This is a genomic window from Novosphingobium sp. CF614 (assembly GCF_900113255.1).
Classification (GTDB): Bacteria; Pseudomonadota; Alphaproteobacteria; order Sphingomonadales; family Sphingomonadaceae; genus Novosphingobium.
In genome coordinates, this window is the sequence record NZ_FOOR01000007.1 from 58,530 (window position 1) to 79,371 (window position 20,842).

Sequence of the window (20,842 nt, forward strand, 5' to 3'; positions counted from 1 at the left end):
AAGATGCCATGGCCACGATCGCGGCTGTCTTTCACTGGGAGCCACAGGTCATGGATGACATGACGCTGTCCGAAATGATCGATTGGTATGGCTTGGCCGTCGATCGGTGGAACCAGATGTGGGGGCGACGATCGGAGGGGCCATGAGTGACCGCACTGTCAAGCTGACCGTCGCCTTCCAGGCCATCGACAAGCTCGGCGCCACCATCAAAAGGTTGGCGGCAGGTTCGAAGGGGCTTGCTCGCGATATGGTGGCACTGAAACGCGAGGCCAAAAGCCTTGAATACAGCCGGGATGCCATCGGCAAGGTCGGCCAACTCGGCGCCGGGATCAGTGAAAATCACAAGGCACTGGATGTGATGCGGCGGCGCATGCGCGAACTGAAGACGGAGATCGATCAGTCGAAGAAGCCGGTCGGCGCACTTTGGAGCGAATATAGAAAGCTGGAGAATCAGGAGATCAAACTTTCCACCACCACGTCGAAACAGGCGCAGAAACTGAAAGTCTACCAGGACCAGCTTCGATCTGCCGGTGTCGATGTGAACCGCCTCGCCGACGAAGAGCAGCGCCTCAATCGGGAAATCGCCGCTAACACCACGCGCCTGCAACAGAACGAACGCATGCTGAAGCGCAAGCAGCGTATGGAAACCATGCGCGACCGATCGAGCAAGGTGGCGGACTTCGCAGGCGGTGCCGCAACCAGGCTTTCCGTCGGCGTGACGGCACCAGTCCTCGCTTTTGCCGGTGCGTCCGTGAATGCCGCGCGGGAAAGCAATGCCGCAACCGCCCAGGTGCGCGCCGGCATCGAAAGCATGGGCAAGGCATCCGGGCACACTTTCAAGCAATTGCAGGACCAGGCGGGTGCGCTAATGCGCACGTCGCTTTTCGATGACGACGAAATCCTGGGCGGCGTCACCGCCAACCTCGTGACGTTCGGGAGCATCAGCGGCAAGGTATTCGATCGCGCGCAGCAAGCGGTGATCGATTATTCGGCGCGGACCGGGAAGGATCTTCAAGGCTCCACGATCATGTTCGGAAAGGCGCTTAACGATCCGATCAAAGGTCTTTCAGCCCTGAGCCGCGTGGGTATCCAGTTCACCACCCAGCAAAAGGCCATGATCAAATCCATGGTTGCCGCCGGGAATATTGCCGGCGCGCAGAATCTGGTACTCAATGAACTCGAACGCGAATATCGCGGGTCCGCCAAAGCTGCGCGCGACGCAGATCCCGGAAAGGCGATGGCGCTCAGCTTCGGCGAGTTCGAGGAAGCAATCGGCGGACGGCTGCTGCCCCGCCTGATTCCCTTGATCGACAAACTGACGGCTCTGATGGATGCCTTCGGCAATCTATCGCCGGGGATGCAGGATTTCATCATCAAGGGCGCGCTGATCGCAGCAGCGCTTGGCCCGGTTCTGGGCATAGTCAGCGGGCTTGCCACTGTCTTTTCGCTGGTCGCGGGGGCAGCAGCAGCCTTGGGCGTGGGCCTGCTGCCGATGATCGCGATCGTGGCCGCCGTTGCGGCTGTGGTAGGCGGCGCCGCCTACCTGATCTACAGCAACTGGGATACCATCAAGGCGAAATTCGAGCCCCTCATCGACGCCATCTCGGGCGCCTTCGCGAAACTCGCCGACTTCTTCGCCAACGGCAAGCTCGCCGGCCCGATCGCCGCGCTGGTGAACATCTTCAAGCAGGCGTTCGGCGGCGTGATGATGGCCGTGATCGATACTTTCGTCGGCGTCGTGACCGCCGCGTTCGGTATCATCGGCGGCGTCATCGACGTGGTCGCAGGCCTGCTCACCGGGAACTGGTCGCAGGCATGGAACGGCGTGAAGGCAATCTTCTCTGGCGGGGTCGCGGCGATCGTGGCGATCTTCACTGGCGGCGTCAGGGCTTTGTGGTCGATCCTGTCCGGGGCCGCCAACGCGCTCTCCGCCGTGGGCGCCGCCATCATGAACGGCATCTGGAACGGCATCATGGCAGGATGGGGCAAGGTGAAAAGCCTCGTCAGTTCGCTCGCCAGCTCGCTTCCCGAATGGCTCAAGGGACCGCTCGGCATCAAGAGTCCATCGCGCATTTTCATGGCGCTGGGCGGCCACATAGCCGATGGGCTCGGCGCCGGCATCGATAAGGGTCGCGCGCATCCCATCCGCGCGGTCGGGCGCATGGCGGCCGGCGTCATGGCCGCCGGCGCGGTCTCTCTCGCGCCCGTGCATGCGGCAGCGGCGGCTCCTCCTCCTCCTCCGCTTGCGCCGATGCAATCGGCGGCACTGGCGGGGCCATCGCGCATGCCGGGAATGCCTGCCGCCGGACCGATCACCATCAACATCTACCCTGCGCCGGGCATGGATGTGAAGGAACTTGCCCGCGAAGTCCGGCGAGAACTGGAGCGCACGCAGGCCAGTCAGGCACGTTCAAGCTTTTCGGACGGTCACTAGGCCGGATGAAATCCGGGCAGTTTGGCGCGGTCGAAGATCCAGCAGTGACGGAATTTATCGTCGCGGCAATTGACCGCGGTGGTTTCGAGATAGGCATGGTGCTTCGGCAGCGCCTTCCATAGCCGCCGGTTCGGCGGGACCTCTATCCCCGCATCGCGTAGCATCTTGCCAGTTTCGGGAAGCGAGATTGCCAGCAGGTCATCGCGCCGATGATGCTTGAACTCCACGCCACCCGCCTGCAATTCCAGCAGGGCCGCGAAGAACGCCTCGGCGATTTCCAAATCGTCTGGGGCCGGGGCACCGAAAGCCGGGAGGGGCGGAACCGGAAAATCGAACCGCGCTCCAAGCTGGCTCAGCAGCCTGTGAAACATTTCCCGGATTTCGGCCCGATCCTCTGCCTTGATGCAGGAAACAAGGCGCGTGATTTCATTCGTCGGCAGCATTGCCGGCGTCGCAAAGCGCGGATTAATCGCCGCGCCCTTTATCCAGTAGTCATGCAGCACCCGGTAGCATTCGCGCTGATAGACGATCAGCGACTCCATGACTTCTGGCTTGGTTCGCGAAGCGGTGATTCCAAACAGAAACCCATTCAGATGACTGATCGGCAGGGTCATAACCTCCCGATTTTGGATTTCACCGGGCACCTGCATGGTCGTTATGACCACGCAGGTCGACAGGATGGCGTCGCGCATGATCCGCTTGCGTTGAGATGACCAGTCTATCCCGATCGCCTCGCATACCGGTTTCAATGCTACATGTAATTCGCCATTGATTTCTACGGCCGTGAGATCAGTCCCATGAAACGGGATCATAAGATATCGGTTGTCGGTCATCGAATCGTCTCCGGCTCAGTCGTCACGCTTATGCGCCATGGCCTCGTTGGCGAAGGGTGTGCCGGAGAGCACCTGCTTGCCGAGGCGAGCGTAGGAGTAGGAGCGCAGAACGGCGGCGACCTGATCGCCGGAAAGGTCGAAGTTGGCAGTCCCGCCCTGATCCATGTCATAGGCAAAGGCGGTGGCCTCCATCGCGGCGAACAGGTCTTTGAGGACCATCTCCGCATTCTCGCTCAGCACATAGCCGCGCGTCTTGAATTGCGTGGCGGCATCGGGGCGGGTATTGTCAGTGGCAGCACGAGGCATGGCTTGCTCCATGGTTCGGGTTAGGGCCGGGAAGAGGTTGCCGCCTCTTCCCGGCCTGATATCACTGATATCATTATCGCTGGTTGCCGACAAGTGAAAAGTGATATAACTGATATCACCATGGCTGCCGAACCGAAATCAGAACGCTTCATTTTTTCCGCGTCCAAGGCCTTTTTTGAAAGGGTCGATCACTGGCGCGCAAAGCAACCCGATATCCCCTCCCGCGCCGAAGCTATCCGCCGTCTCGTGGAAAAATCCCTCGATCAACCCTGATCGCCTGTAACACCGGGCTCTACTCGTGGCCCCGGTTGACGGGCCCTGCGCTCTGCGCAGGATCGGCGGTGCCATGGCATCGATTCCCCCCAGCCCCACCCAGCTGCTGTCGCTCGGCATGTTCCTGTTCGCGATGGACAGCTTCCTCTATTCCGACCTCCAGCGCCGCATGGCCTGGCGGCACGAGCAGAGCGACCGGTTCGGCGCGCGGCCCGCCAGCCAGTTCGTCGGCCCGGGGGACGATACCGTGACGATCGCCGGTCTGATCGTGCCCGAAGTCGCCGGCTCTTATTCGGCCATCGATCGCCTGGTGGAAATGGCGAACACCGGGGACAACTGGCCGCTGGTGGACGGGCAGGGCCAGGTTCTCGGCCATTACCGGATAGAGGGGCTGGACAGCACCCATCGCGGCGTCATGGCCGGCGGCGTGCCCCGCGCGGTCGATTTCTCGATGGAGCTGAAGCGGGTGGACTGATGATGTTTGTTCATGGTTTCCCGACGCTTTCGGCCGCAAGGCCGCAACCATGACCGCGAATATCGCAGGCGTCCGCCTGACGCTCGACGGCAAGGACCTGGCGGACAAGGTCAACCCGCGCCTGCTCGAACTCACCCTGACGGAGAAGCGCGGCGGCGAGGCCGACGAGCTGAGCCTGACCCTGCAGAACGCGGACGGCAGCCTGGCCATGCCCGATCCCGGCAAGGTGATCGCCCTGGCGCTGGGCTGGGCCCAGGGCGACGATGTGACCGCCGGTCTCGTCGACAAGGGCCGCTACACCGTGGATGAGGTGGAGGCCTCCGGCCCGCCGGACCAGATCCAGATCCGCGCCCGCTCGGCCGATCTCTCCGGCTCCTACCGCAAGCGCCGCACCCATGCCTGGAAGGACACCACGCTGGGCGCCGTCCTGTCCGAAATCGCCGGCCGCAACGCCGTGTCGGCCCAGGTCCACCCCGATCTGGCGGGCAAGGAAATCAAGGCGCTGGACCAGCACGGCAAGAGCGACATGGCCCTGGTGCGGGATCTGGGCAGCCGGTACGATGCGCTGGCGACATGGAAGGACCGCAAGCTGATCTTCATGCCGGTGGGCAGCGCCACCACCGCCGGCGGCAAGGCGATCCCCGCGCTCACCCTCACCCGCACCCAGGGCTGGACCTGGCGCTTCACCCGCGCCGAGCGGGAAGAGAACGACGGGGTGGAGGCCGAATGGCACGATCAGCAGGCCGGACGCCGAAAAAAGCACAGCACCGGCGGCAAGAACCCGAAGAAACTGAAACGCGTCTACGCCAGCGAGGCCGACGCCAGGCAGGCCGCCGAGGCCGAAAAGAAGAAGCGAGCCCGCGGCGGCTACAAGTTCGAATACGAACTGGCCCTGGCCGATTGCACCATCCAGCCCAACCGGAAGGTCACGCTCTCCGGGTGGAACAGCAGGATAGACGCCATCAAATGGCTGGTCGAAAGCGTCGAAACCACGCTGGGCGCGAACGGCCTAAGACAGAGGGTGACGCTGGAAAGCGCATAGGCAGGCTCAGGATGAACTGCCGATCTTCGATCGACAGTCGAGACACCGCTACTCGCAGGCCACCCCGTCTCCATCGCGATCGAGCCGGGGTGCATAGCCAGGCTCGCCGCGCCGCAGCGGTGCCGCTCCGGCGGCGCGGGCTTCGCGGCAACTCGCGAAATGGGATGGCGCGGCCTTGCGCCGGGGCGGATTGGCGTGCGTGCGGGCCTTCCGGATGGGCGCGGCCCGTGCCGTCGGGGCAGCTTCCACCGCGACCTGTGCCGCCGGCACGATCGCCGCCAGCGCGGCCTGCCTGGCGTGTTCGCGGGCCATCTCTTCCCGCGCCTGGTCCTCCCGCGCCCTGGCGGCGGCTTCCTCCCGCGCCACTACCGCCGCACGGGCCTCCTCGGCCTGGCGCCGCTCTTCCGGAAAGGCCTTGGCGTGCATGCGCTGGATCTGCTCGCCCAGCGGCAAGCCGGAACACAGCGGCCGGCCCTGCAACGCGCTGGTATCGATATAGACCGCGCCGGAGCGAACTTCATCGCCGAACGCCTGCTCGATTTCCGCGTCGCTCAGGCATGCGGTCTTGGCCATGACGGCGGACGGCGCGATGGCCAGTGCGATAGCGATCAGGCCAGCGCGCATCAATCCGCCGCGACGCGGCTGCAAAACGCGCCCCCTTGTCGGGTCGTGCAATAATCGGCGATTATGTCATCGTTCGAAGGAGACCACCAGCCAAGGTCGGTTCCGCCGGCCAGGATCGCGTCGCCATCCATACCCATATGGACCGCATGCCGCAGCTCCATCGCGTCGTAGGAAAGGTGCATGACCCTGCCGTCTGTGGAGGCGTCGGCCTGGGCCCGTGGAGCGTAGACCATGAAGTTGATCGCCTTGAATGGTCCCTTCACCGGAGGACGTCCCCCGATCATGTCGGCGCCGACTTGTTTCACCGCAGCGCCGGCCGCCTCGATCAACCGTCCATCTCGGGCGTAACCATCGATCCTCACGGCTAGATTGAGCACGCTTTGCCCGCCAGGCGTGAAGGAACCCTCCGGCTTCACAGACCAGGAAGGTACGCCTTGCGAACCGCATCCTGAAAGCAGCATTGCCCCTACCAGCGCTATTCGCTTCATCCCCAATCCCTCACATCAAATCCGGCTGAGGAGTTCGGCCTTTTTGGCCTCGAACTCGCCCTCCGAAATCATGCCGGCTTCCCGCAATTCGCCTAGCTTCCTGATGGCAGTGAGCGGATCCGTGTCCGGTGCTGATGGGGTGATGCTCGACGATTGGCGACTGGCCGCAAGCCTGCTCTCGATTTCCCTCTGCACCATCTCGAATGCGCCAATCTGCTTCTTGGCGAACATCACCGTGTTCTCATCCTTGGTTGCATCAATGATGCCGCCGCGTCCCTCAATGCCGCCAGGAAGCGTGATCTGGAAATAGCCGGCCGTCAAAAGGCTCGGTCTGCGAAGCTGGATCGCCGCGATCGAGGTATAGGGAATACGTTTGTCTCCCTTGAAACCCTGCAAGATCAGCGTGCCCAGGCCTCGCTTGCGAATGACCAGCACCTGGTCGAACAGCTCGATTTCCCCATTTGTCCCAATCGCCTTCATGATCGCCCCCTTTTTGCACAGACATGGTCAGGTCACATCTTGCGCACAACCGCCACCACCCGGCCGAGTATGTGCAGTTCGTCGTCATAGGCCACTTCGTCTGACACTTCGACCTTATCCGACATGATTTTAATCCCGCCGTCCTTGGTTGGGCGCAGGCGTTTGACGCTGCCCATGCCGCAATATGAAACCGCCCATATCTGCTCCGCCATGCGCGGCGTGCGCTGGGCGGCGTCGATGATGAGAATATCGCTGTCGAGGATCGTGGGTGTCATCGAATCGCCCAGACCGCGTGCGCAGTAAATCTGCGAAGCCGGGCTATCCGTGAACATGCGCAGCCACGAACGTGAGAACTTCCGGCGCACCGTCTTGACCGGAACATCCTCTATGAACGTAAAGCCGAGGCCGAAAGCGAGATCAATTTCGTCGATCTCCACATCGTCGATATTCGGAAGCGGACGCGCGTCCTCGCCTTCCGAAGCTTGACGTTCCGGGCTTTCGACTTCGCCTTTGAGGTATTCCGCGGTCGTATCGAGCGCAGCGGCCATGACGTCCATAGCCCGCGTCGTCTTGGTTTCGCCGCGCAACAGTCGGGCGATAGATGGCTGCGTTACACCAATCTTTCCAGCAAGTTGCGACTGGTTGACCCCGGCCCGCCGCATTGCGGCTTGCAAGCGTGCTGGCACGATTTCCCACATGGGGCGCACGTTATACCTGCGCGTATATGCGTTCATCCAACTTTTCCGTTGATTAATATGTGGAAGAGTTTATACGGTCACGTATGAACACAATTACGCGTTACGAGGCGTTGCGCAAAGTGAGGTCCTGCTTTGAAACCGAGCAGGCGATGGCGGACGCTTTCGACATCTCTCAGCCGACTGTCTGGCGCTGGCTCAACCAGTCGAGGCAGATGCCGCCGCAGCACGTGCTGCTCGCGGAAAAATTGACCGGCGTCTCTCGTCATCTACTTCGCCCCGATATCTACCCAATCGAACCCGAGGCGTCCTCCCGCTGGTCCGGCGTCGATCGCTGCGCCGGTGTCCGCGCCAACGGGATAGACCGCCGCGCCGCGCCCGTCGCTTTCAATACATCGACCGGACCGAAGGGGGCGGCGGCATGACCAAGCGCCGCGAACCCCTGACCTACCACCGCACCCTCACCGATATCGCGCACCTGATCGGGTGGGATCGCTGCGCCGCGATCTGCGGCGTTTCGGAACGGGCGGTACGCTATTGGTCCGATCCCGACTGCGAGACCGAAATCCGCCTGATCGACGCCGAGCGGCTAGACCGCGCCTATCTGGAGCACGGCGGCGATCATGCGCCGTTCCACCGGCTCCACGCGCTGCGGCTCGATATCGCCGGGCGCGACGGGCCTGACCGCGACCTGGCGCGCGTCGCCGGCAAGGCGGCCAAGGAAACCGGCGAAGCCGTCGCCGCGCTGATCGGCGCCAGCGGCCGCCGCGATCCCCGCGCCATCCGCAAGGCGCGCGAGGAAGTCCACGAAGCGATCGAGAGCCTGACCGATGGCCTGGCCACCCTCGATCGCGCCGAGCAGGGGGAACAGTCATGAGCGGCGAAGGCCTGATCCACGGCGCGCGCCTGATAGAGGCGCCGCTGCAGTTCCAGCTCAAGTCCGGCCACGGCAAAAGCCTCAGCCGCGCGCTGGTGATCTGCCCCAAGTGCGACGGGCCCTGCTTCATCCGCGATTCGCAGCGGAAATCGGAACAGGTCAAGCACCTCATCTGTCATTGCACCAATACCGGGTGCGGCCATACATTTCTGGCCGAACTGGCCTTTGTCCATTCGTTCAACCCCGGCCTGATCGACCGGCCCGACCTGGGGCTGAAAGTCTGCCCGCGCGATCAGGTGCCGCACATCCTGCCGCCCTGCCGCGACGGGCCGGACGATGAAAACCAGATGAGCATGTTCGGCGGCTGAACGCCGCCGATCCCACCGCCAACCACAACCGAACTGAAAACGGCCGCGATCCGGCCGAGGGGGACGCTTTGCCTGACAAAAGCCCAACTATCGTCACCCATCTGCCCGAACGCTGCGATTGCTGCGGCCTGCCCTGGCGCATCCTGTTCACCGCCTTCGTCAACGGCGCGGGCTGGCGCCGCCTCTGCGGCCATTGCAGCGATCCCGATCGCGGGGCGCCGCGCGCGTATCTCGGACCATATCCGATCACCAGCCACCCGGCGAAAAAACCGCGGCTCCATATCGTCGGCGGAGCGGGCACCCGGTGAACCTCGAAGCCGAAATACTCAAGGGTCTCCAGGACAAGTTCGGTTTCCGCAAGACCGGGGGCGAGTGGTTGCAGGAAGGCAAGTGCCCTGACTGCAAGAACCTTTCCGTCTTCTGCGCCGCAAAGGACCCGAAAATCGTCCGCTGCGGCAAGGGCAAGTGCGGGTCCGAATGGACCGTCCGCGCGCTGCTGCCCAACCTGTTCGAGGACTGGTCCCGCCGCTTCCCCGCCACCGACCAGAACCCCAACGCCGCCGCCGACGGATATCTCAGCCACGAACGCGGGCTGGACCTGCAATTGCTGCGCGGCGCCTATACCCAGGAATTGTTCCGCGACGGCAAGACCGGCCACACGTCCGCCACCGTCCGCTTCAAGGTGGGCGACACCTGGTGGGAACGCATCATCGACAAGCCGGGCCGGTTCGCGAAGAAGGCCCATTTCCAGTACGGCGGCAAACCCGGCGGCCACTGCTGGATGCCGCCCAAATTGACGATCGAGGACTTCGGCGCCGCCGAGGATATCTGGATCGCGGAGGGTATCTTCAACGCCCAGGCGCTCCACCAGGGCGCCCGCCTGCTCGCCGTCTCGGCGATGTCCTGCAATTACTGGCCCGAACATTTCCTGGAATTGCTGCGCGCCGAGCTGCAGCGCATCAAGCGCCCCACCCGGCCCCGCCTGGTCTTCGCCTTCGATCCGGGCGAGGCCGGCCCCAAATGGGCCAGACGCTTCGTCCGGCAGGCGCGCGACGAAGGCTGGCCCGCCACCGCCGCCCAGGTCCGCCCCGATGGCGAGGGCACCAGCAAGGACTGGAACGACCTGCTGCTGGATCACCAATCGTGGAAGGGCGATGCGGAAAAGGCCCCGCTCGGCCCGGAAAAGCTGGAAGAATACTTGTGGAACGGCGCCGTCACCATCGCCGAAACGCGGCACGAAAAAGCCGAATTGATCTACCAGCGCAAGAAATTTCCCGCGTTCGACTTTCGTCACGGCAACCGGCTGTGGTGGTGCAAAGTCACATACGACGAAGACGTGCAGCCGAACTTCAACGTCGACGAGCTCGCCAACTGCGCCTTCCGCTTCCTCTATACCGAGCGGGACGAGGTGGAGGACATCACCAATTATTTCCTGCAAATCGATTTCCCGGCGCGCGCCACGGTCAAGGCGCGGTTCTCTTCCAATGCCATCGCCAAGGCGGGCGAGTTCGACAACCGCCTGCATGCCTTCACCGGGATGTGGCTGGGCACGCAGGAACAGCTCAACCGGATCAAGAAGCCGCAGATGGGCGGGCTCAAGGAAGTCACGCCGGTCAAGGCGACCGGATATTCGGAACCGCATCGGGCATGGCTGCTGGGTGATATCGCCGTCCGCGACGGGGAACTGAAAAAGCTCAACGCCGACAAGTTCTTCGATTTCGGCAAGCAGGCGGTCAAGCTCTACAGCGAAGAGCGGATGCTCTCCATCCACTACGATCCGGACAAGCTGGACTTCGATTGGCTGCCCGATCTCTGGACCGCCTATGGCCCCAAAGGCCTGGTCGCTCTGGCATTCTTCATGATGTCGCTGTTCGCGGTGCAAATCCGGGGTCGCGACGGATCGCTGGGTTTCCTGGAAATCACCGGCATGCCGGGATCGGGCAAGACGACCCTGGTTGTCTTCCTGTGGAAGCTGCTGGGCCGCAACAACCACGAAGGAAACGATCCGAACAACAATTCGGCCGCGTTCCTTCCCCGCATCATGATGCGCGTGTCTAACCTTCCGGTCGGCCTGATCGAAGGCAAGCGCGACGATGACAAGAACCGCTCGTACCGGTCCTTCGACTATAACGACCTGCTGACCCTCTACAACGGCCGCAACCCGCGCGGCACCGCCCGCAAGAGCACCGGCTTCGAAGTCTCCGAACCGCCGTTCAACGGCACGATCTACCTCATGCAGAACGAGCGGATCGACGCGCACGAGGCGGTGCTCGAGCGCCTGATGTCGATGCCGATCGATAAATCGCGCTTTTCGGAAACGGCGGCAGAGGCTGCCACCCGGCTCAAGCGCTGGCCGATCGATCGGCTCTCCGGAACCATCGTCCACGTGGTCCGCCAGGAAGCCGCCTACCTGCCGGCCTTCTTCGAACGGTTCGAGAAACACAACGCGGCGATGGGCAAGCGGGTAGACGGCCTGTTCAACGATCGCTGCATCCTCAACCATGCGCAGCTCGCCGCCGCGGTCGAGGCGCTGCCCCGTATTTTCCCGAATATGCGTCCGGAATGGACAGCCGAAACGCTCCAGCTGGTCGATGCCATGGCAATGGATCGCCAGAATTCATGCGGCGGCGATCATCCGCTGGTCTCGCGCTTCTGGGAACAGGTCGATTACTTGATCGACCGCGAAAAGCCCGACGATCACTTCGACGGCAAGTCGCTCAACCAGCACCGCGACCCGGCCCTGATCGCCGTCCGCCTGGTCGAGTACGAGGCCCGGTGCCGGGGCGCCGGCCTCACCCCGCCCGACATGGACAAGCTCAAGAAGGTCCTGCGCAATTCGAAATCGCGCAAGTGGCTGGCCACCAAGAACGTCAACAATCCGGCCGGCCAGATCGTGTCCTGCTGGATCTTCGAAATGCCGGCGAGGCTGCCGGTATGACCCGCGAAACCTTCCCCTACCGCGACGATCCCTGGCGCCCGGTGATGATCTGGCACAGCCCGGACTGGCGCCCGGACGGCACCGAGAACCTGCCGCCGCTGCGCCACGAGCATGAGGAGCTGCTGGCCCAATGCCGCTCCGCCGTGTCCCGCCGCGAACAAGCCTATCCCGCGCTGATAGAGCGCGGCGCCATCGATCGCGATGAGGCGCGGCGCGATCTCCTGGCCTGGCGCCTGCTGGCCGACGAATGGCACTGGATCGTCACCGGCCAGGGCGCGGCGCCCGGCCACCACACGCTCGCCGATCGCATCGCCGCGGTGGAAACCGCCCTGGTCCGCCTCGAGGCCGATCTGGCCCGCCGTCGCGACGACGCGCTGCTCTATCAGCGGCACCTGCTGATGGCCCTCGCCTGGCACCTGGGAGACGGCACCGCCGCCCCCGCCATCCACGCTTACGCCCGCCACCACCAGTCCCGTCCCGCTCGTCCTGAGCCTGTCGAAGGACCCGAGCCTGCCGAAGGACCTGAACTGAAAGATTCCGCCGAAAAGAGGAGTCCCGCCTGATGACCGGAAGCCACATCCACCCGGCCTATTGCCGCTGCCCCCAGTGCCAGCACCGCCACCCCGGCGCCGGCCAGATCGCCCCGACCCTCAAGGCCTCGCTCCTCGCCTTCGCGATCGGCGGCGCCTGGGCCCTGGTGCTCTGGCTGGCCGTTACCGTCGCCCACCAGCTCACCGCCCTGCTCTGATGTCCACCGCGATCAGGAGAACCATGATGCACACGTCAAAGGCAAAATCCCGATCCCGCCAGCGAGCCCGCACCTGGCCCGGTGACGCTGGGCATCCGCGAAGCGTCCCCTGCACTTTCACATGCACCGCCTGTGAAGCGATCGAGCACCGCCCCATGCCGGTCCTGCCCGATGGCTGGGCGATCGAGGAGATTCGCGGCGATTACTACGCCTATTGTCCCGAATGCGCGGTCGATCTTCCCGGCGGCGCGCGGCCCCAGGGATCGCGGCGATGACCGCCCCGTCCTGGTTCCACTCGGACCCCTCCTGGTTCCATTCGGACGACGTGGCCCCGGCCGAGCACCTGCGCGAATTGCAGGAGCAATGGGATGCGGAAGCCCAGGCGATCGAAGCCGCCCGGCCAGGAACCGGCGCCCCATCGCTCGTCGAAGCATGGTCCGCCCTCTGGCGCGAAACACCGGACCGGGACAAGCGCGATCTGCTCGCCCTGTTCCTGGCTGCCCCGGCGATCATGGCGGCCGGCGCGATGCTCTGGGCGATGCTGCCATGACCCGCTTCCAGCAGGTCGAGCGCGCCGCCCGGGACGCCGTGATCGCCGCCCGCTTCCACGGCGGCCCGCCCCCCGCCAATCCCTGGCGGAAGGACACGATCTCCCACATCCGTTGGAACATGGCCCAGCGCCGCGCCGAAAAGGCGGCGGCCGACCTCCTCCGGGTGGGAAGCTAAGCCATGGCCCGACACTACCCCTGCGACGTGCCCGGCTGCACCCGCACCCGCCGCCGCTGGCAGCGCCTCTGCGACCGCTGCTGGTCCGCCCTCCCGGGAGACATCCGCACCGGAATCAAGGAGGCACACCAGTCCGGCCGCAAGGCCCAATGGCGCCAAGAACGCAACCGCGCCGCCGAATTCCTCGCCCGGATTCCGTCCTCCCCCTCAGTTCGTGTCGAGCCCTTCGGCAGGCTCAGGATGAACTGCCGATCTTCGATCGACAGTCGAGACACCCGGGCGCGAACCACCACCCCCCAGCAAGCCTACGCCGCCCACCAGCGCCTGCTGAGCGAACACGACTGATTTTCAACCAAGGAGCCCCGCAAATGTCTCACGGACCAATCGACCCTCGCCACCGGGCCAATATGAACATGATGGCCAACGCCATCGACGATGTATTGAACGACGGAAAACAGCCAAAGAAGTTCGGCTTCTGCATGCTCGTGGCCGAATTCGGCAAAATTGATAACGGGCGCGTCAACTACATCTCGAACGGCAGCAGGGCCGACATGCTCACGATGATGAAGGAATTCATCGCACGCGCCGAGGGCCGCTACGCGGAGGGCGGTGCGGCATGACCACCCCACCCCCGTTCGTGTCGAGCGAAGTCGAGACACCCGAAGCCGATCGCCGCAACTCCGCGCTGATCGCCGCCCACCAGGCCAGCGAGGCCGTGACGGAGCTGCTCCGCTACCATCGCGAGGGTCCCCACGCTTACTCCGCGTTCGGCGACGTCGACATCGTGGAAAAGCTGGCCGAGACGGTCCTTCTCGCCGGCCGCATCGCAATCGATGAACTCGCCGATGACGGCTACTTGCGCGAATATCGCGACGAGCTCGGCCAACTCACGGCCGCCGCCGCGCGCTTCATCGACGGGTGGGCAGGCTGATGGGCGCGCCAAAGCCATGCCTCGGCTATCCGAGCCGGACCCAGGCGATCCATGCGCTTCGGGCTGAGGGTGTGAGCACCAGCCAGATCGCCGCGCGCATCGGTATTCCTATCAGCACCGTCAGTGCGCTTGAACTGGGTAGCGGAAGGGTGCGCGCGATTCGCCCGACCAGACCTTCAGAACAGCTCGGCCGAACGGTAGTCATGCCGATCGATGTCCTCGACGCACTCGGTCCGCATGCCGCGAAGCGCTGCATCAGCGTCAATCATCTCGCCCGCCTGATCGTCAGTACCGTCGTCGATGAAAATATGATCGACGCGGTCCTGGACGATGCAGATAGCTTGGAGGGCTGGGCATGAAAGCCCTCACCATATTCCAACCCTGGGCCTCGCTCGTGATCGCCGGCGCCAAGCCCTACGAGTTCCGGAAATGGCGCGCGCCGGCATCGATGATCGGCCAGCGCATCGTCATCCACGCCGCGGCGCGCAAGGTTGACATGATCGAGGCCGGCGACCTGTTCGCCCTGCTCTCGCTGCGCGAGAAATTCCCGACCCAGGCCGCTGAAACCTGTCTGATCGCGGAAAGGGCAATCCCGGTTCTCAATCGGCTTTTGCAGGATCGCCTCCCCATGGCCGCCGGCATCGGCACCGCCGTGATCGGCGAACCCCGCCTGGGCACCCGCATCGCCGAGGATTTCGGCGTCCCCCGCGCCAACGATTCCGACCGCGACCAGCACGCCAACTGGGGCTGGCCGATGCTCGAAATCGATCCCTGGCCCGAACCCATCCCCACGCGCGGCATGCAGGGCTTCTGGACCTGGCCCGAACCCGCCGAATTCATCGGAGCACCGTTATGACCATCATCGATCCCACCGCCCTGCCGGAGGGCGACTACGCCATCGTCGAGGTTCTCGGCCACCGCACTCTCGTCGGCCGCATCGCCGAGGTCGAGCGGTTCGGCACCAGGCTGTTGCAGGTGGAGCCGTTCTTCGCGGACGCGATGCTCGGCCCCATCCTGCTGGGCGGCGGCAACATCTACCAGTTCACTCCGGTCCCGCCCGAAACCGCATGGGCGCGCCGGCCGAAAGAGAAATACCAGATCCCCGCCAGCATCCTCGCCGCCGTCCCCCCGGCCGCGCTCCCCTCCAACGAGGAACTGCCCTCCTTCCTGATTGAGGAAGACGAACCAGACGACGGGATAACCTTCTGATGACCGTCCCCCTCCACGAACTCGCCACCGACTGGACCGGCCAAACTTACGAGGAACGCCTCCGCCTCTGCGCCGAGACGCTCTTCGTCCACGGCCTGCTGAAAGCCGGAACCTACCACCAGGCCACCGCCAAAATCCGCGCCCACGCCGATCTCCAGCGCGGCCAGCGCACACTGTTTGCCGAGGAGCCCGAGAATGGATGATGCCGCCGCCTTCCGACTAGCCCGCCAGATCGCCGAAAGCGATCCGGTCCTCTCGGTCTATGCCGCGTGCGAATGGGACGAGCTAAACGAGGACGGCCAGCGCTGGGTGGCCGAGATCGTCCGCCAGGCGTTCGCTCTCGCGATGGGAGGCGACCGCCATGGCTGATCATCAAACTTATCTGGAAAAAGGCGCCATCATCAGCGCCTGCGGCAATTATCGCTATCGCCTCTGGCGAGAGTGGAGGAATCACCCTGCGCCGGCCCGGTGGAATATGTGGACCGAGGATGATGGCAGCCCATGCCTAGACGGTGCCGGCGAGCAACTCGGTGAGCCGCTGTCGTGCGTCTTCGTCATGCTCAACCCATCAACTGCCGATGGCGAGCAGGATGACCCGACAATCAGACGCTGCGTTGGCTTCGCGCGGCGCGAAGGCTTCGACCGGCTCGAGGTTGTCAACCTTTTCGCCTGGCGGGCGACCAGCCCCAAAAACCTGCTCATGGTCAGCCCGGAGCGCGATCCGGTCGGATACCAGAACCAACGCCACGTCTGCCGGGCCCTGGATCACGCCGGCCTGATCGTCTGCGCATGGGGCGTTTACGGCGGCCATCTCGATCAAGACGAAACCATGTTGGGGTGGATTGACTGTAACAACTACAACGATGCGCCAGTCATGGCGCTGGGCATTACCAATCGCGGTTTTCCCGTCCACCCACTCTATCAGTCCAGTGACGCACCACTCGTCACCTATCGGGGCCGCGGAAAATGACCCGCCTCGCCATGATCCCCGTCGACGCGCGCGCGAAGGACGGCGCCTACCGCCTTGTCCAGGCCGGCGACGGGACCCGCCACTGCGCCGCCTGGACCGGAACCCACTGGGCCTATTCCAACGGCTGCCCCGTCCAGGGCGAAGTCACCCACTACATGGCCCGCCTCCCCGGTGGCGTCGATCGCGACGCGGTGCCGCACCGGTGACCGCCTCGCCCGCCTACTACAACGAACATGACCCCGAAAAGGCCCACGTCCTGCGCCATCTCATGCGCGAAGGCTGGATCGCACCGGGGGAGGTTGACGAAAGGGATATCCGCGATGTCGTTCCAGCAGAACTTTCTGGATTTGCTCAGTGCCACTTCTTCGCCGGGATCGGCCTGTGGAGCATCGCCGCCCGCGCCGCCGGTATCCCTGACCATTTCGGCCTGTGGTCGGGTTCCTGCCCATGCCAGCCTTTCAGCGAGGCGGGCGCTCGATTACCGATGGGATGACGGGCTCCTCGCTCACCCAGATGGCGCCGCTGGCCGGTTGGCCGACCGCGAGGGCGGAGGATGCGGAGAGCTGCGGCATGCGTCATTCCCGCGGGAAGGCGGACACGCTGACGGCGACGGCGCGGGGAACCCGATTGCAGGGCTGGACGACGCCGCTGGCGAGCAACGCCACCCAGGGCCCGGACTTCGCGGTGACGGATCGGGAGAACACGGGGGCCCTCAGCCTGCCGACGATGGCCGCCCTTGCCATGCTTGCGGCGGATCGGGAAGACACGGACCCTATTTCCCCGGCGGAATGTCCTTCCGCTGCGCCAACTGTGACGCTTGCGGGTTGGTCAACCCCGCAAGCTCGCGACCACAAGGGAGCCCCGCTGGACGGCCCGCAGGATCGCGGGACCAAGGCAGCCCCGGTCAACGAACAAGTGCGCCTCGCCACATGGCCGACTCCGCTGGCGGCGGACAACCGGGGCAGCGCGGGGGCGGAGCCCAGCAAGTTGAAGGAACTCCCGAATTGCGCGATGCTGGCGGGCTGGCAGGCCCCGACCGCGACGGATGCGAACCGGGGCGATTACCAGTACGACAACGGCAACCCGGACACGCCGCGCCTCTCGAACTCGGGAATGGCGAAGGCGGCATTGCAGGAACTGCCGACCGGCCCCTTCGCGATCCGCTGCGCGGTCCGACAAACGGCTTCTGGGCCGGTGCTGACTGGCTGCTGTGTAGAGACCCTGACGGACCGAAACTCCGGCCCGTTGAACCCGGCACATTCTGCCTGGCTGCAGGGTATCCCGGCCGAACTGGCGCGCTGCGTGGATACGGCGATGCGATCAATCTCCATGTCGCGACGGAATTCCTCCGCGCCGTCTGGCCCGAAATGAAGAGGCTGGCATGACCGAAAACACATCCTTCACCGCCAAGGCGATCGACAAGGTCCAGCGCCTCCCCCCGACATCGCCTTTCGCGGCGGCGATCTCCGAATACCTGATGCAACACAACCGCATTTTCTATGAACCTGCCCACGACGCGTTCTGGGTCGACCATCCCCGGCATGGATTCCAGGTGGCGGTCTGGATGGTGCTGCCATGACCCAACCCCTCTTCATCGGCTATGACACCGGCGCCCCCGGCGGCGATATCGGCGTGGTCCGGATCGGCCCCCACACGCTCTATCAGGCCGACGCCTACCACTTGCGCCCCAAGCTCGGCCATTTCGATGCGGAAGTCATGGACCCGCCGTATCGCTTCAACAACAGCGGCGGCGGCGCCTATCGCAAAGCGCGCATGGGCAGCGACCAGATCGTGGCCGAGGCGCTCGACCAGGGCTTCGATCATGCCATCATCAACCCTCTGCGCCACGGTTCGGTTGTGGTCTTCTGCCACAACGATCAGCTGCCCGATCTGCTCGCCTACCTGCGCCCGCGCTACCAACGCTTCTGCGTCCTGCCGTGGATCAAGCCGAACCCGCAGCCGGTGCGCAACAAGCACTACCTGCCGGATTTGGAATTCTACATCCACGCCTGGAACCCCGGCCATCACCCGGTCGGCGATCACCATGACATGCACCGCTGGATCACCGCCGGCACCATGCCGTTCAAGGTCTTCCGCCACGCCACGGTAAAGCCGCTCCCGGTCATGGCCAAGATCCTGCGCAACGTCGCCGGCCGCACCGTGATAGACCCCTTCATGGGCACCGGCAGCACCGGCATCGCCGCGATCCGCCAGGGCAAGACCTTCACCGGCATCGAACACAACCCCACCCACTTCGCCACCGCCGTGGAGCGCATCGCGGCCGCCTATCGGGAGCAGCAGGGGTGACCAAGCCCCGCCCGATCCTCCGCTGGCACGGCGGCAAGTGGCTGCTGGCGCCTTGGATCATATCCCACTTTCCGCCTCACCGCGTCTATATCGAGCCCTACGGCGGCGCATGGTCGGTCGGCTTCCGAAAGCCGCGGGCTTCCGCCGAGGTGTGGAACGATCTTGACGGAGAACTGGTCAATCTCTTCCGTGTGCTGCGCGATCCGGTCCATGCGGGCAATCTGGTTGCGGCCTTGCGGCTCACGCCGTTCGCGCGCGAAGAATTCATCGCTGCCTATGAACCATCTACATGCGCGATCGAGCGCGCGCGCCGCCTGATCGTCCGGTCTTTCATGGGCCACGGCAGCGACGGAGCGTCCGGCCAATACCGCACCGGCTTCCGCGCCAACTCTAATCGTGCCGGATCCACGCCGGCCGTCGATTGGACGAACCTGCCCGACAGCCTCCATCTCGCCGTTTCCCGGCTTCGCGGTGTCATCATCGAAAGCCGCCCGGCGCTCCAGGTCATGACCAGCCACGATGGGCCGGAGACGCTGCACTACGTGGACCCGCCTTACCTTCATGAAACCCGCGCCCGTACCCACCGCCGCGCGGATAACGGCGGCGTATACCGCCACGAGCTGACCGATGACGAGCACCTCGATCTGCTGGCTTTCCTGAATGGCCTCAAGGGGATGGTTGTCCTCTCGGGCTATCCGAGCCGGATTTACGACAACGCGCTGCCAGGGTGGACTCGCATTGATATCTCTGCTCGAGCTGACGGCGCACTGCCCCGAACCGAAAGTATCTGGCTAAATCCCGCATGCGCCGATCGCAGGCCATCGCCTGACTTGCTCGAGCTGGCATGACCACCCGCCGCCGCCTGGTTCCCGACAGCGAAGTGCGCCGCGTGATCGAGCTGTTCCGCAGCCATGGCCTGCCGATCGGCGCCGTTGACATCCGCGCGGACGGCGTGACTATCCATCCCCCGGCGCAGTCACCGGGAAACGCTTATGACGCCTGGAAGGCGCAGGACCAGAATCGTGAGCGGCCTGCACGTCGTAAGTAAGCTGCGCAAGGGTGGCCGCCGCTGGTATGTCTACGCCTGGCGCGGCGGCCCCTGCATCCACCAGCAGGACGGCGCGCGCCCCGTCATCACCCCGGAAATCCTGGCGCTGCAGCAGCAAGCTCTGCAGTCAAGCTTCGGCCCGGCGGGAGACGACGTGGATGCCCTGATCGCCGATTACGAGGCAAGCCCGGATTTCACCGGACGGCGGGAGAGTACCCGAAAGGGCTATCGCCTTTGGCTCACCCGCATATCCCAGCGATTCGGCAGCACGCCGATCGCCGCCTTCGAGGACAGGCGGATGCGCGGCGATATCATCGCCTGGCGCAACCAGTGGGCCCACCAGCCCCGCACCGCCGACACCGCCGCGGGGATGATCGCCATACTTCTCAACTGGGCGGTCGAGAACGGCCGCGTGGAAATCAACGTCGCCGCCGGCATCCGCCAGCTCCACGCCGTCAATCTCGCCGATCTGGTGTGGGAAGACCGCCACTGGCAAGCCGTGCGCGCGATCGAGCAATTCCCGGGCCACATCATGGATGCCCTCACCTTGGCCAGCCTCACGGGCCTGCGCATGGGCGACCTGGTCCGCCTCGATTGGTCGCAGGTGGGCGAAAAGGCGATCATCGTCGAAAAGACCCGCAAGCGCGGCGGACGCGCGGTGATCCCCATCTATCCTGAACTCCGCCAATGGCTCGACGCGCGATCAATCACGACGGGCACGGTCCTGCTCAACAGCCGCAAGCGCGCATGGACTGAAAACGGCCTGAAGACCGTGTGGCAACGCCACAAGCCCAAGGGATTCGACCGCCGGATCCACGACTTGCGCGGAACTTTCGTGACCATGCTCGCGGTCAAGGGCCTGACCGACGAAGAAATAGCCCGCATTGTCGGGTGGACCGCCAAGCGAATCGGCCAAATCCGCGCCCGCTACGTCGACGAAGCCCGCGTAATAGTCACCCTGGCAGACCGCCTTTCGGCGTGAAAGTTTACACCACTTTGTAAACCATCCAACGGCGACCCCAAAATCAGCAGCCCGACCGCTCCGGAAAACACCTATATCCCAAAGCCTT

37 protein-coding genes are annotated in these 20,842 nt (G+C 64.4%); 31 read left to right on the forward strand and 6 right to left on the reverse strand.

Going from position 1 to position 20,842, the window contains the following annotated elements:
* Nucleotides 1-8 precede the first annotated feature (8 nt).
* Together BM052_RS20420 and BM052_RS09945 are read left to right on the forward strand one after the other, a co-directional pair.
* Nucleotides 9-146 carry a GpE family phage tail protein gene (locus BM052_RS20420; protein WP_091146205.1) on the forward strand — a complete coding sequence of 46 codons (138 nt, stop codon included), beginning with the start codon at nucleotides 9-11 and terminating at the stop codon, nucleotides 144-146.
* Nucleotides 83-2,434: a phage tail length tape measure family protein gene (locus tag BM052_RS09945; RefSeq protein ID WP_143084801.1), complete on the forward strand. Its 2,352-nt coding sequence runs from the start codon at nucleotides 83-85 to the stop codon at nucleotides 2,432-2,434. Before BM052_RS20420 ends, BM052_RS09945 begins: the two co-directional genes overlap by 64 nt.
* Here the strand turns inward: BM052_RS09945 and BM052_RS09950 are convergent.
* Nucleotides 2,431-3,267: a phage antirepressor N-terminal domain-containing protein gene (locus BM052_RS09950; RefSeq protein ID WP_091146211.1), complete on the reverse strand. Its 837-nt coding sequence runs from the start codon at nucleotides 3,265-3,267 to the stop codon at nucleotides 2,431-2,433. The genes BM052_RS09945 and BM052_RS09950 overlap by 4 nt on opposite strands.
* Before the next feature lie 15 nt (nucleotides 3,268-3,282).
* A complete protein-coding gene (locus BM052_RS09955; protein ID WP_143084802.1) occupies nucleotides 3,283-3,573 on the reverse strand; it encodes a hypothetical protein in 291 nt (96 codons plus the stop codon).
* Between the two features lie 120 nt (nucleotides 3,574-3,693).
* Between BM052_RS09955 and BM052_RS19895 the strand changes: the two genes are divergently transcribed.
* The 3 genes from BM052_RS19895 to BM052_RS09965 all read left to right on the forward strand — a co-directional run bounded on the left by BM052_RS19895 (nucleotide 3,694) and on the right by BM052_RS09965 (nucleotide 5,363).
* Nucleotides 3,694-3,846, forward strand: a complete 153-nt coding sequence (locus tag BM052_RS19895) for a hypothetical protein (RefSeq protein ID WP_177198418.1) — start codon at nucleotides 3,694-3,696, stop codon at nucleotides 3,844-3,846.
* A gap of 73 nt (nucleotides 3,847-3,919) precedes the next feature.
* On the forward strand, nucleotides 3,920-4,321 hold the full coding sequence (locus tag BM052_RS09960; RefSeq protein ID WP_091146215.1) for a phage tail protein: 402 nt from the start codon (nucleotides 3,920-3,922) through the stop codon (nucleotides 4,319-4,321).
* 49 nt (nucleotides 4,322-4,370) lie between these two features.
* The gene (locus BM052_RS09965) at nucleotides 4,371-5,363 is read left to right on the forward strand and encodes a contractile injection system protein, VgrG/Pvc8 family (RefSeq protein ID WP_091146217.1); all 993 of its coding nucleotides are present in this window, start codon (nucleotides 4,371-4,373) and stop codon (nucleotides 5,361-5,363) included.
* 48 nt (nucleotides 5,364-5,411) lie between these two features.
* On the opposite strand, the gene BM052_RS20260 is transcribed toward BM052_RS09965, so the two are convergent.
* The 4 genes from BM052_RS20260 to BM052_RS09985 all read right to left on the reverse strand — a co-directional run bounded on the left by BM052_RS20260 (nucleotide 5,412) and on the right by BM052_RS09985 (nucleotide 7,689).
* A complete protein-coding gene (locus BM052_RS20260; RefSeq protein ID WP_255406065.1) occupies nucleotides 5,412-6,011 on the reverse strand; it encodes an excalibur calcium-binding domain-containing protein in 600 nt (199 codons plus the stop codon).
* Complete coding sequence (locus tag BM052_RS09975; protein WP_091146220.1) at nucleotides 5,987-6,316, reverse strand: hypothetical protein; 330 nt, start codon at nucleotides 6,314-6,316, stop codon at nucleotides 5,987-5,989. Before BM052_RS09975 ends, BM052_RS20260 begins: the two co-directional genes overlap by 25 nt.
* A gap of 174 nt (nucleotides 6,317-6,490) precedes the next feature.
* Nucleotides 6,491-6,955, reverse strand: coding sequence for an SHOCT domain-containing protein (locus tag BM052_RS09980; protein ID WP_091146222.1), 465 nt, complete (start codon nucleotides 6,953-6,955; stop codon nucleotides 6,491-6,493).
* 32 nt (nucleotides 6,956-6,987) lie between these two features.
* Nucleotides 6,988-7,689: an XRE family transcriptional regulator gene (locus tag BM052_RS09985; RefSeq protein ID WP_091146225.1), complete on the reverse strand. Its 702-nt coding sequence runs from the start codon at nucleotides 7,687-7,689 to the stop codon at nucleotides 6,988-6,990.
* A 47-nt stretch (nucleotides 7,690-7,736) separates the two neighbouring features.
* On the opposite strand from BM052_RS09985, the gene BM052_RS09990 reads away from it, so the two are divergent.
* The 26 genes from BM052_RS09990 (at nucleotide 7,737) to BM052_RS10100 (ending at nucleotide 20,754) form a co-directional block, all read left to right on the forward strand.
* The gene (locus BM052_RS09990; protein WP_091146228.1) at nucleotides 7,737-8,075 is read left to right on the forward strand and encodes a transcriptional regulator; all 339 of its coding nucleotides are present in this window, start codon (nucleotides 7,737-7,739) and stop codon (nucleotides 8,073-8,075) included.
* Nucleotides 8,072-8,527 carry a hypothetical protein gene (locus BM052_RS09995; protein ID WP_091146230.1) on the forward strand — a complete coding sequence of 152 codons (456 nt, stop codon included), beginning with the start codon at nucleotides 8,072-8,074 and terminating at the stop codon, nucleotides 8,525-8,527. The genes BM052_RS09990 and BM052_RS09995 overlap by 4 nt, the downstream gene beginning before the upstream one ends.
* Nucleotides 8,524-8,895, forward strand: a complete 372-nt coding sequence (locus tag BM052_RS10000) for an ogr/Delta-like zinc finger family protein (protein ID WP_091146232.1) — start codon at nucleotides 8,524-8,526, stop codon at nucleotides 8,893-8,895. Before BM052_RS09995 ends, BM052_RS10000 begins: the two co-directional genes overlap by 4 nt.
* 68 nt (nucleotides 8,896-8,963) lie before the next feature.
* On the forward strand, nucleotides 8,964-9,203 hold the full coding sequence (locus tag BM052_RS10005) for a hypothetical protein (RefSeq protein WP_091146235.1): 240 nt from the start codon (nucleotides 8,964-8,966) through the stop codon (nucleotides 9,201-9,203).
* Nucleotides 9,200-11,833 carry a toprim domain-containing protein gene (locus BM052_RS10010; RefSeq protein WP_091146237.1) on the forward strand — a complete coding sequence of 878 codons (2,634 nt, stop codon included), beginning with the start codon at nucleotides 9,200-9,202 and terminating at the stop codon, nucleotides 11,831-11,833. Before BM052_RS10005 ends, BM052_RS10010 begins: the two co-directional genes overlap by 4 nt.
* Nucleotides 11,830-12,396, forward strand: a complete 567-nt coding sequence (locus BM052_RS10015) for a hypothetical protein (RefSeq protein ID WP_091146240.1) — start codon at nucleotides 11,830-11,832, stop codon at nucleotides 12,394-12,396. Before BM052_RS10010 ends, BM052_RS10015 begins: the two co-directional genes overlap by 4 nt.
* Nucleotides 12,396-12,581: a hypothetical protein gene (locus BM052_RS10020; RefSeq protein WP_091146243.1), complete on the forward strand. Its 186-nt coding sequence runs from the start codon at nucleotides 12,396-12,398 to the stop codon at nucleotides 12,579-12,581. The genes BM052_RS10015 and BM052_RS10020 overlap by 1 nt, the downstream gene beginning before the upstream one ends.
* 271 nt (nucleotides 12,582-12,852) lie before the next feature.
* Nucleotides 12,853-13,131, forward strand: coding sequence for a hypothetical protein (locus tag BM052_RS10025; RefSeq protein ID WP_091146245.1), 279 nt, complete (start codon nucleotides 12,853-12,855; stop codon nucleotides 13,129-13,131).
* Entirely contained in the window at nucleotides 13,128-13,307 is a 180-nt protein-coding gene (locus BM052_RS10030; RefSeq protein WP_091146247.1) for a hypothetical protein, read from the forward strand. The genes BM052_RS10025 and BM052_RS10030 overlap by 4 nt, the downstream gene beginning before the upstream one ends.
* 3 nt (nucleotides 13,308-13,310) lie before the next feature.
* A complete protein-coding gene (locus BM052_RS19460; protein ID WP_143084803.1) occupies nucleotides 13,311-13,652 on the forward strand; it encodes a hypothetical protein in 342 nt (113 codons plus the stop codon).
* A 23-nt stretch (nucleotides 13,653-13,675) separates the two neighbouring features.
* Nucleotides 13,676-13,927: a hypothetical protein gene (locus BM052_RS10035; RefSeq protein ID WP_143084804.1), complete on the forward strand. Its 252-nt coding sequence runs from the start codon at nucleotides 13,676-13,678 to the stop codon at nucleotides 13,925-13,927.
* A complete protein-coding gene (locus BM052_RS10040) occupies nucleotides 13,924-14,238 on the forward strand; it encodes a hypothetical protein (RefSeq protein WP_143084805.1) in 315 nt (104 codons plus the stop codon). The genes BM052_RS10035 and BM052_RS10040 overlap by 4 nt, the downstream gene beginning before the upstream one ends.
* 71 nt (nucleotides 14,239-14,309) lie before the next feature.
* Entirely contained in the window at nucleotides 14,310-14,597 is a 288-nt protein-coding gene (locus tag BM052_RS10045; protein ID WP_143084806.1) for a hypothetical protein, read from the forward strand.
* Complete coding sequence (locus BM052_RS10050; protein ID WP_091146254.1) at nucleotides 14,594-15,094, forward strand: ASCH domain-containing protein; 501 nt, start codon at nucleotides 14,594-14,596, stop codon at nucleotides 15,092-15,094. The genes BM052_RS10045 and BM052_RS10050 overlap by 4 nt, the downstream gene beginning before the upstream one ends.
* Nucleotides 15,091-15,447, forward strand: coding sequence for a hypothetical protein (locus tag BM052_RS10055; RefSeq protein ID WP_091146255.1), 357 nt, complete (start codon nucleotides 15,091-15,093; stop codon nucleotides 15,445-15,447). The genes BM052_RS10050 and BM052_RS10055 overlap by 4 nt, the downstream gene beginning before the upstream one ends.
* Nucleotides 15,447-15,650: a hypothetical protein gene (locus BM052_RS10060; RefSeq protein ID WP_091146257.1), complete on the forward strand. Its 204-nt coding sequence runs from the start codon at nucleotides 15,447-15,449 to the stop codon at nucleotides 15,648-15,650. Before BM052_RS10055 ends, BM052_RS10060 begins: the two co-directional genes overlap by 1 nt.
* A complete protein-coding gene (locus BM052_RS19900; RefSeq protein WP_177198419.1) occupies nucleotides 15,643-15,816 on the forward strand; it encodes a hypothetical protein in 174 nt (57 codons plus the stop codon). Before BM052_RS10060 ends, BM052_RS19900 begins: the two co-directional genes overlap by 8 nt.
* Nucleotides 15,809-16,417: a DUF1643 domain-containing protein gene (locus BM052_RS10065; protein ID WP_091146258.1), complete on the forward strand. Its 609-nt coding sequence runs from the start codon at nucleotides 15,809-15,811 to the stop codon at nucleotides 16,415-16,417. Before BM052_RS19900 ends, BM052_RS10065 begins: the two co-directional genes overlap by 8 nt.
* Nucleotides 16,414-16,623, forward strand: a complete 210-nt coding sequence (locus tag BM052_RS10070) for a hypothetical protein (RefSeq protein ID WP_091146260.1) — start codon at nucleotides 16,414-16,416, stop codon at nucleotides 16,621-16,623. The genes BM052_RS10065 and BM052_RS10070 overlap by 4 nt, the downstream gene beginning before the upstream one ends.
* Complete coding sequence (locus tag BM052_RS10075; protein ID WP_091146262.1) at nucleotides 16,620-16,910, forward strand: DNA cytosine methyltransferase; 291 nt, start codon at nucleotides 16,620-16,622, stop codon at nucleotides 16,908-16,910. The genes BM052_RS10070 and BM052_RS10075 overlap by 4 nt, the downstream gene beginning before the upstream one ends.
* 77 nt (nucleotides 16,911-16,987) lie before the next feature.
* Entirely contained in the window at nucleotides 16,988-17,788 is an 801-nt protein-coding gene (locus BM052_RS19905) for a hypothetical protein (protein ID WP_177198420.1), read from the forward strand.
* A 10-nt stretch (nucleotides 17,789-17,798) separates the two neighbouring features.
* On the forward strand, nucleotides 17,799-17,996 hold the full coding sequence (locus BM052_RS10085; protein ID WP_091146263.1) for a hypothetical protein: 198 nt from the start codon (nucleotides 17,799-17,801) through the stop codon (nucleotides 17,994-17,996).
* Nucleotides 17,993-18,724 (forward strand): DNA methyltransferase, encoded by a 732-nt coding sequence (locus BM052_RS10090; protein WP_091146265.1) that lies wholly within the window; start codon nucleotides 17,993-17,995, stop codon nucleotides 18,722-18,724. Before BM052_RS10085 ends, BM052_RS10090 begins: the two co-directional genes overlap by 4 nt.
* Entirely contained in the window at nucleotides 18,721-19,572 is an 852-nt protein-coding gene (locus BM052_RS10095) for a DNA adenine methylase (RefSeq protein WP_091146266.1), read from the forward strand. Before BM052_RS10090 ends, BM052_RS10095 begins: the two co-directional genes overlap by 4 nt.
* Nucleotides 19,569-19,772 (forward strand): hypothetical protein, encoded by a 204-nt coding sequence (locus BM052_RS19465; RefSeq protein ID WP_143084807.1) that lies wholly within the window; start codon nucleotides 19,569-19,571, stop codon nucleotides 19,770-19,772. Before BM052_RS10095 ends, BM052_RS19465 begins: the two co-directional genes overlap by 4 nt.
* Nucleotides 19,747-20,754 carry a tyrosine-type recombinase/integrase gene (locus BM052_RS10100; RefSeq protein WP_255406066.1) on the forward strand — a complete coding sequence of 336 codons (1,008 nt, stop codon included), beginning with the start codon at nucleotides 19,747-19,749 and terminating at the stop codon, nucleotides 20,752-20,754. Before BM052_RS19465 ends, BM052_RS10100 begins: the two co-directional genes overlap by 26 nt.
* The last annotated feature ends 88 nt before the right edge of the window (nucleotides 20,755-20,842 follow it).

Excerpts from the sequence above, each read along its gene's own strand:
- BM052_RS20420 (WP_091146205.1), top strand. The coding sequence starts at position 9 with ATGGCCACGATCGCGGCTGTCTTTCACTGGGAGCCACAGGTCATGGAT.
- BM052_RS09950 (WP_091146211.1), bottom strand. The coding sequence starts at position 3,267 with ATGACCGACAACCGATATCTTATGATCCCGTTTCATGGGACTGATCTC.
- BM052_RS09955 (WP_143084802.1), bottom strand. The coding sequence starts at position 3,573 with ATGCCTCGTGCTGCCACTGACAATACCCGCCCCGATGCCGCCACGCAA.
- BM052_RS19895 (WP_177198418.1), top strand. The coding sequence starts at position 3,694 with ATGGCTGCCGAACCGAAATCAGAACGCTTCATTTTTTCCGCGTCCAAG.
- BM052_RS09960 (WP_091146215.1), top strand. The coding sequence starts at position 3,920 with ATGGCATCGATTCCCCCCAGCCCCACCCAGCTGCTGTCGCTCGGCATG.
- BM052_RS09965 (WP_091146217.1), top strand. The coding sequence starts at position 4,371 with ATGACCGCGAATATCGCAGGCGTCCGCCTGACGCTCGACGGCAAGGAC.
- BM052_RS09980 (WP_091146222.1), bottom strand. The coding sequence starts at position 6,955 with ATGAAGGCGATTGGGACAAATGGGGAAATCGAGCTGTTCGACCAGGTG.
- BM052_RS09985 (WP_091146225.1), bottom strand. The coding sequence starts at position 7,689 with ATGAACGCATATACGCGCAGGTATAACGTGCGCCCCATGTGGGAAATC.
- BM052_RS09990 (WP_091146228.1), top strand. The coding sequence starts at position 7,737 with ATGAACACAATTACGCGTTACGAGGCGTTGCGCAAAGTGAGGTCCTGC.
- BM052_RS09995 (WP_091146230.1), top strand. The coding sequence starts at position 8,072 with ATGACCAAGCGCCGCGAACCCCTGACCTACCACCGCACCCTCACCGAT.
- BM052_RS10000 (WP_091146232.1), top strand. The coding sequence starts at position 8,524 with ATGAGCGGCGAAGGCCTGATCCACGGCGCGCGCCTGATAGAGGCGCCG.
- BM052_RS10015 (WP_091146240.1), top strand. The coding sequence starts at position 11,830 with ATGACCCGCGAAACCTTCCCCTACCGCGACGATCCCTGGCGCCCGGTG.
- BM052_RS10020 (WP_091146243.1), top strand. The coding sequence starts at position 12,396 with ATGACCGGAAGCCACATCCACCCGGCCTATTGCCGCTGCCCCCAGTGC.
- BM052_RS10025 (WP_091146245.1), top strand. The coding sequence starts at position 12,853 with ATGACCGCCCCGTCCTGGTTCCACTCGGACCCCTCCTGGTTCCATTCG.
- BM052_RS10030 (WP_091146247.1), top strand. The coding sequence starts at position 13,128 with ATGACCCGCTTCCAGCAGGTCGAGCGCGCCGCCCGGGACGCCGTGATC.
- BM052_RS19460 (WP_143084803.1), top strand. The coding sequence starts at position 13,311 with ATGGCCCGACACTACCCCTGCGACGTGCCCGGCTGCACCCGCACCCGC.
- BM052_RS10035 (WP_143084804.1), top strand. The coding sequence starts at position 13,676 with ATGTCTCACGGACCAATCGACCCTCGCCACCGGGCCAATATGAACATG.
- BM052_RS10040 (WP_143084805.1), top strand. The coding sequence starts at position 13,924 with ATGACCACCCCACCCCCGTTCGTGTCGAGCGAAGTCGAGACACCCGAA.
- BM052_RS10050 (WP_091146254.1), top strand. The coding sequence starts at position 14,594 with ATGAAAGCCCTCACCATATTCCAACCCTGGGCCTCGCTCGTGATCGCC.
- BM052_RS10055 (WP_091146255.1), top strand. The coding sequence starts at position 15,091 with ATGACCATCATCGATCCCACCGCCCTGCCGGAGGGCGACTACGCCATC.
- BM052_RS10060 (WP_091146257.1), top strand. The coding sequence starts at position 15,447 with ATGACCGTCCCCCTCCACGAACTCGCCACCGACTGGACCGGCCAAACT.
- BM052_RS19900 (WP_177198419.1), top strand. The coding sequence starts at position 15,643 with ATGGATGATGCCGCCGCCTTCCGACTAGCCCGCCAGATCGCCGAAAGC.
- BM052_RS10065 (WP_091146258.1), top strand. The coding sequence starts at position 15,809 with ATGGCTGATCATCAAACTTATCTGGAAAAAGGCGCCATCATCAGCGCC.
- BM052_RS10070 (WP_091146260.1), top strand. The coding sequence starts at position 16,414 with ATGACCCGCCTCGCCATGATCCCCGTCGACGCGCGCGCGAAGGACGGC.
- BM052_RS19905 (WP_177198420.1), top strand. The coding sequence starts at position 16,988 with ATGCGTCATTCCCGCGGGAAGGCGGACACGCTGACGGCGACGGCGCGG.
- BM052_RS10085 (WP_091146263.1), top strand. The coding sequence starts at position 17,799 with ATGACCGAAAACACATCCTTCACCGCCAAGGCGATCGACAAGGTCCAG.
- BM052_RS10090 (WP_091146265.1), top strand. The coding sequence starts at position 17,993 with ATGACCCAACCCCTCTTCATCGGCTATGACACCGGCGCCCCCGGCGGC.
- BM052_RS19465 (WP_143084807.1), top strand. The coding sequence starts at position 19,569 with ATGACCACCCGCCGCCGCCTGGTTCCCGACAGCGAAGTGCGCCGCGTG.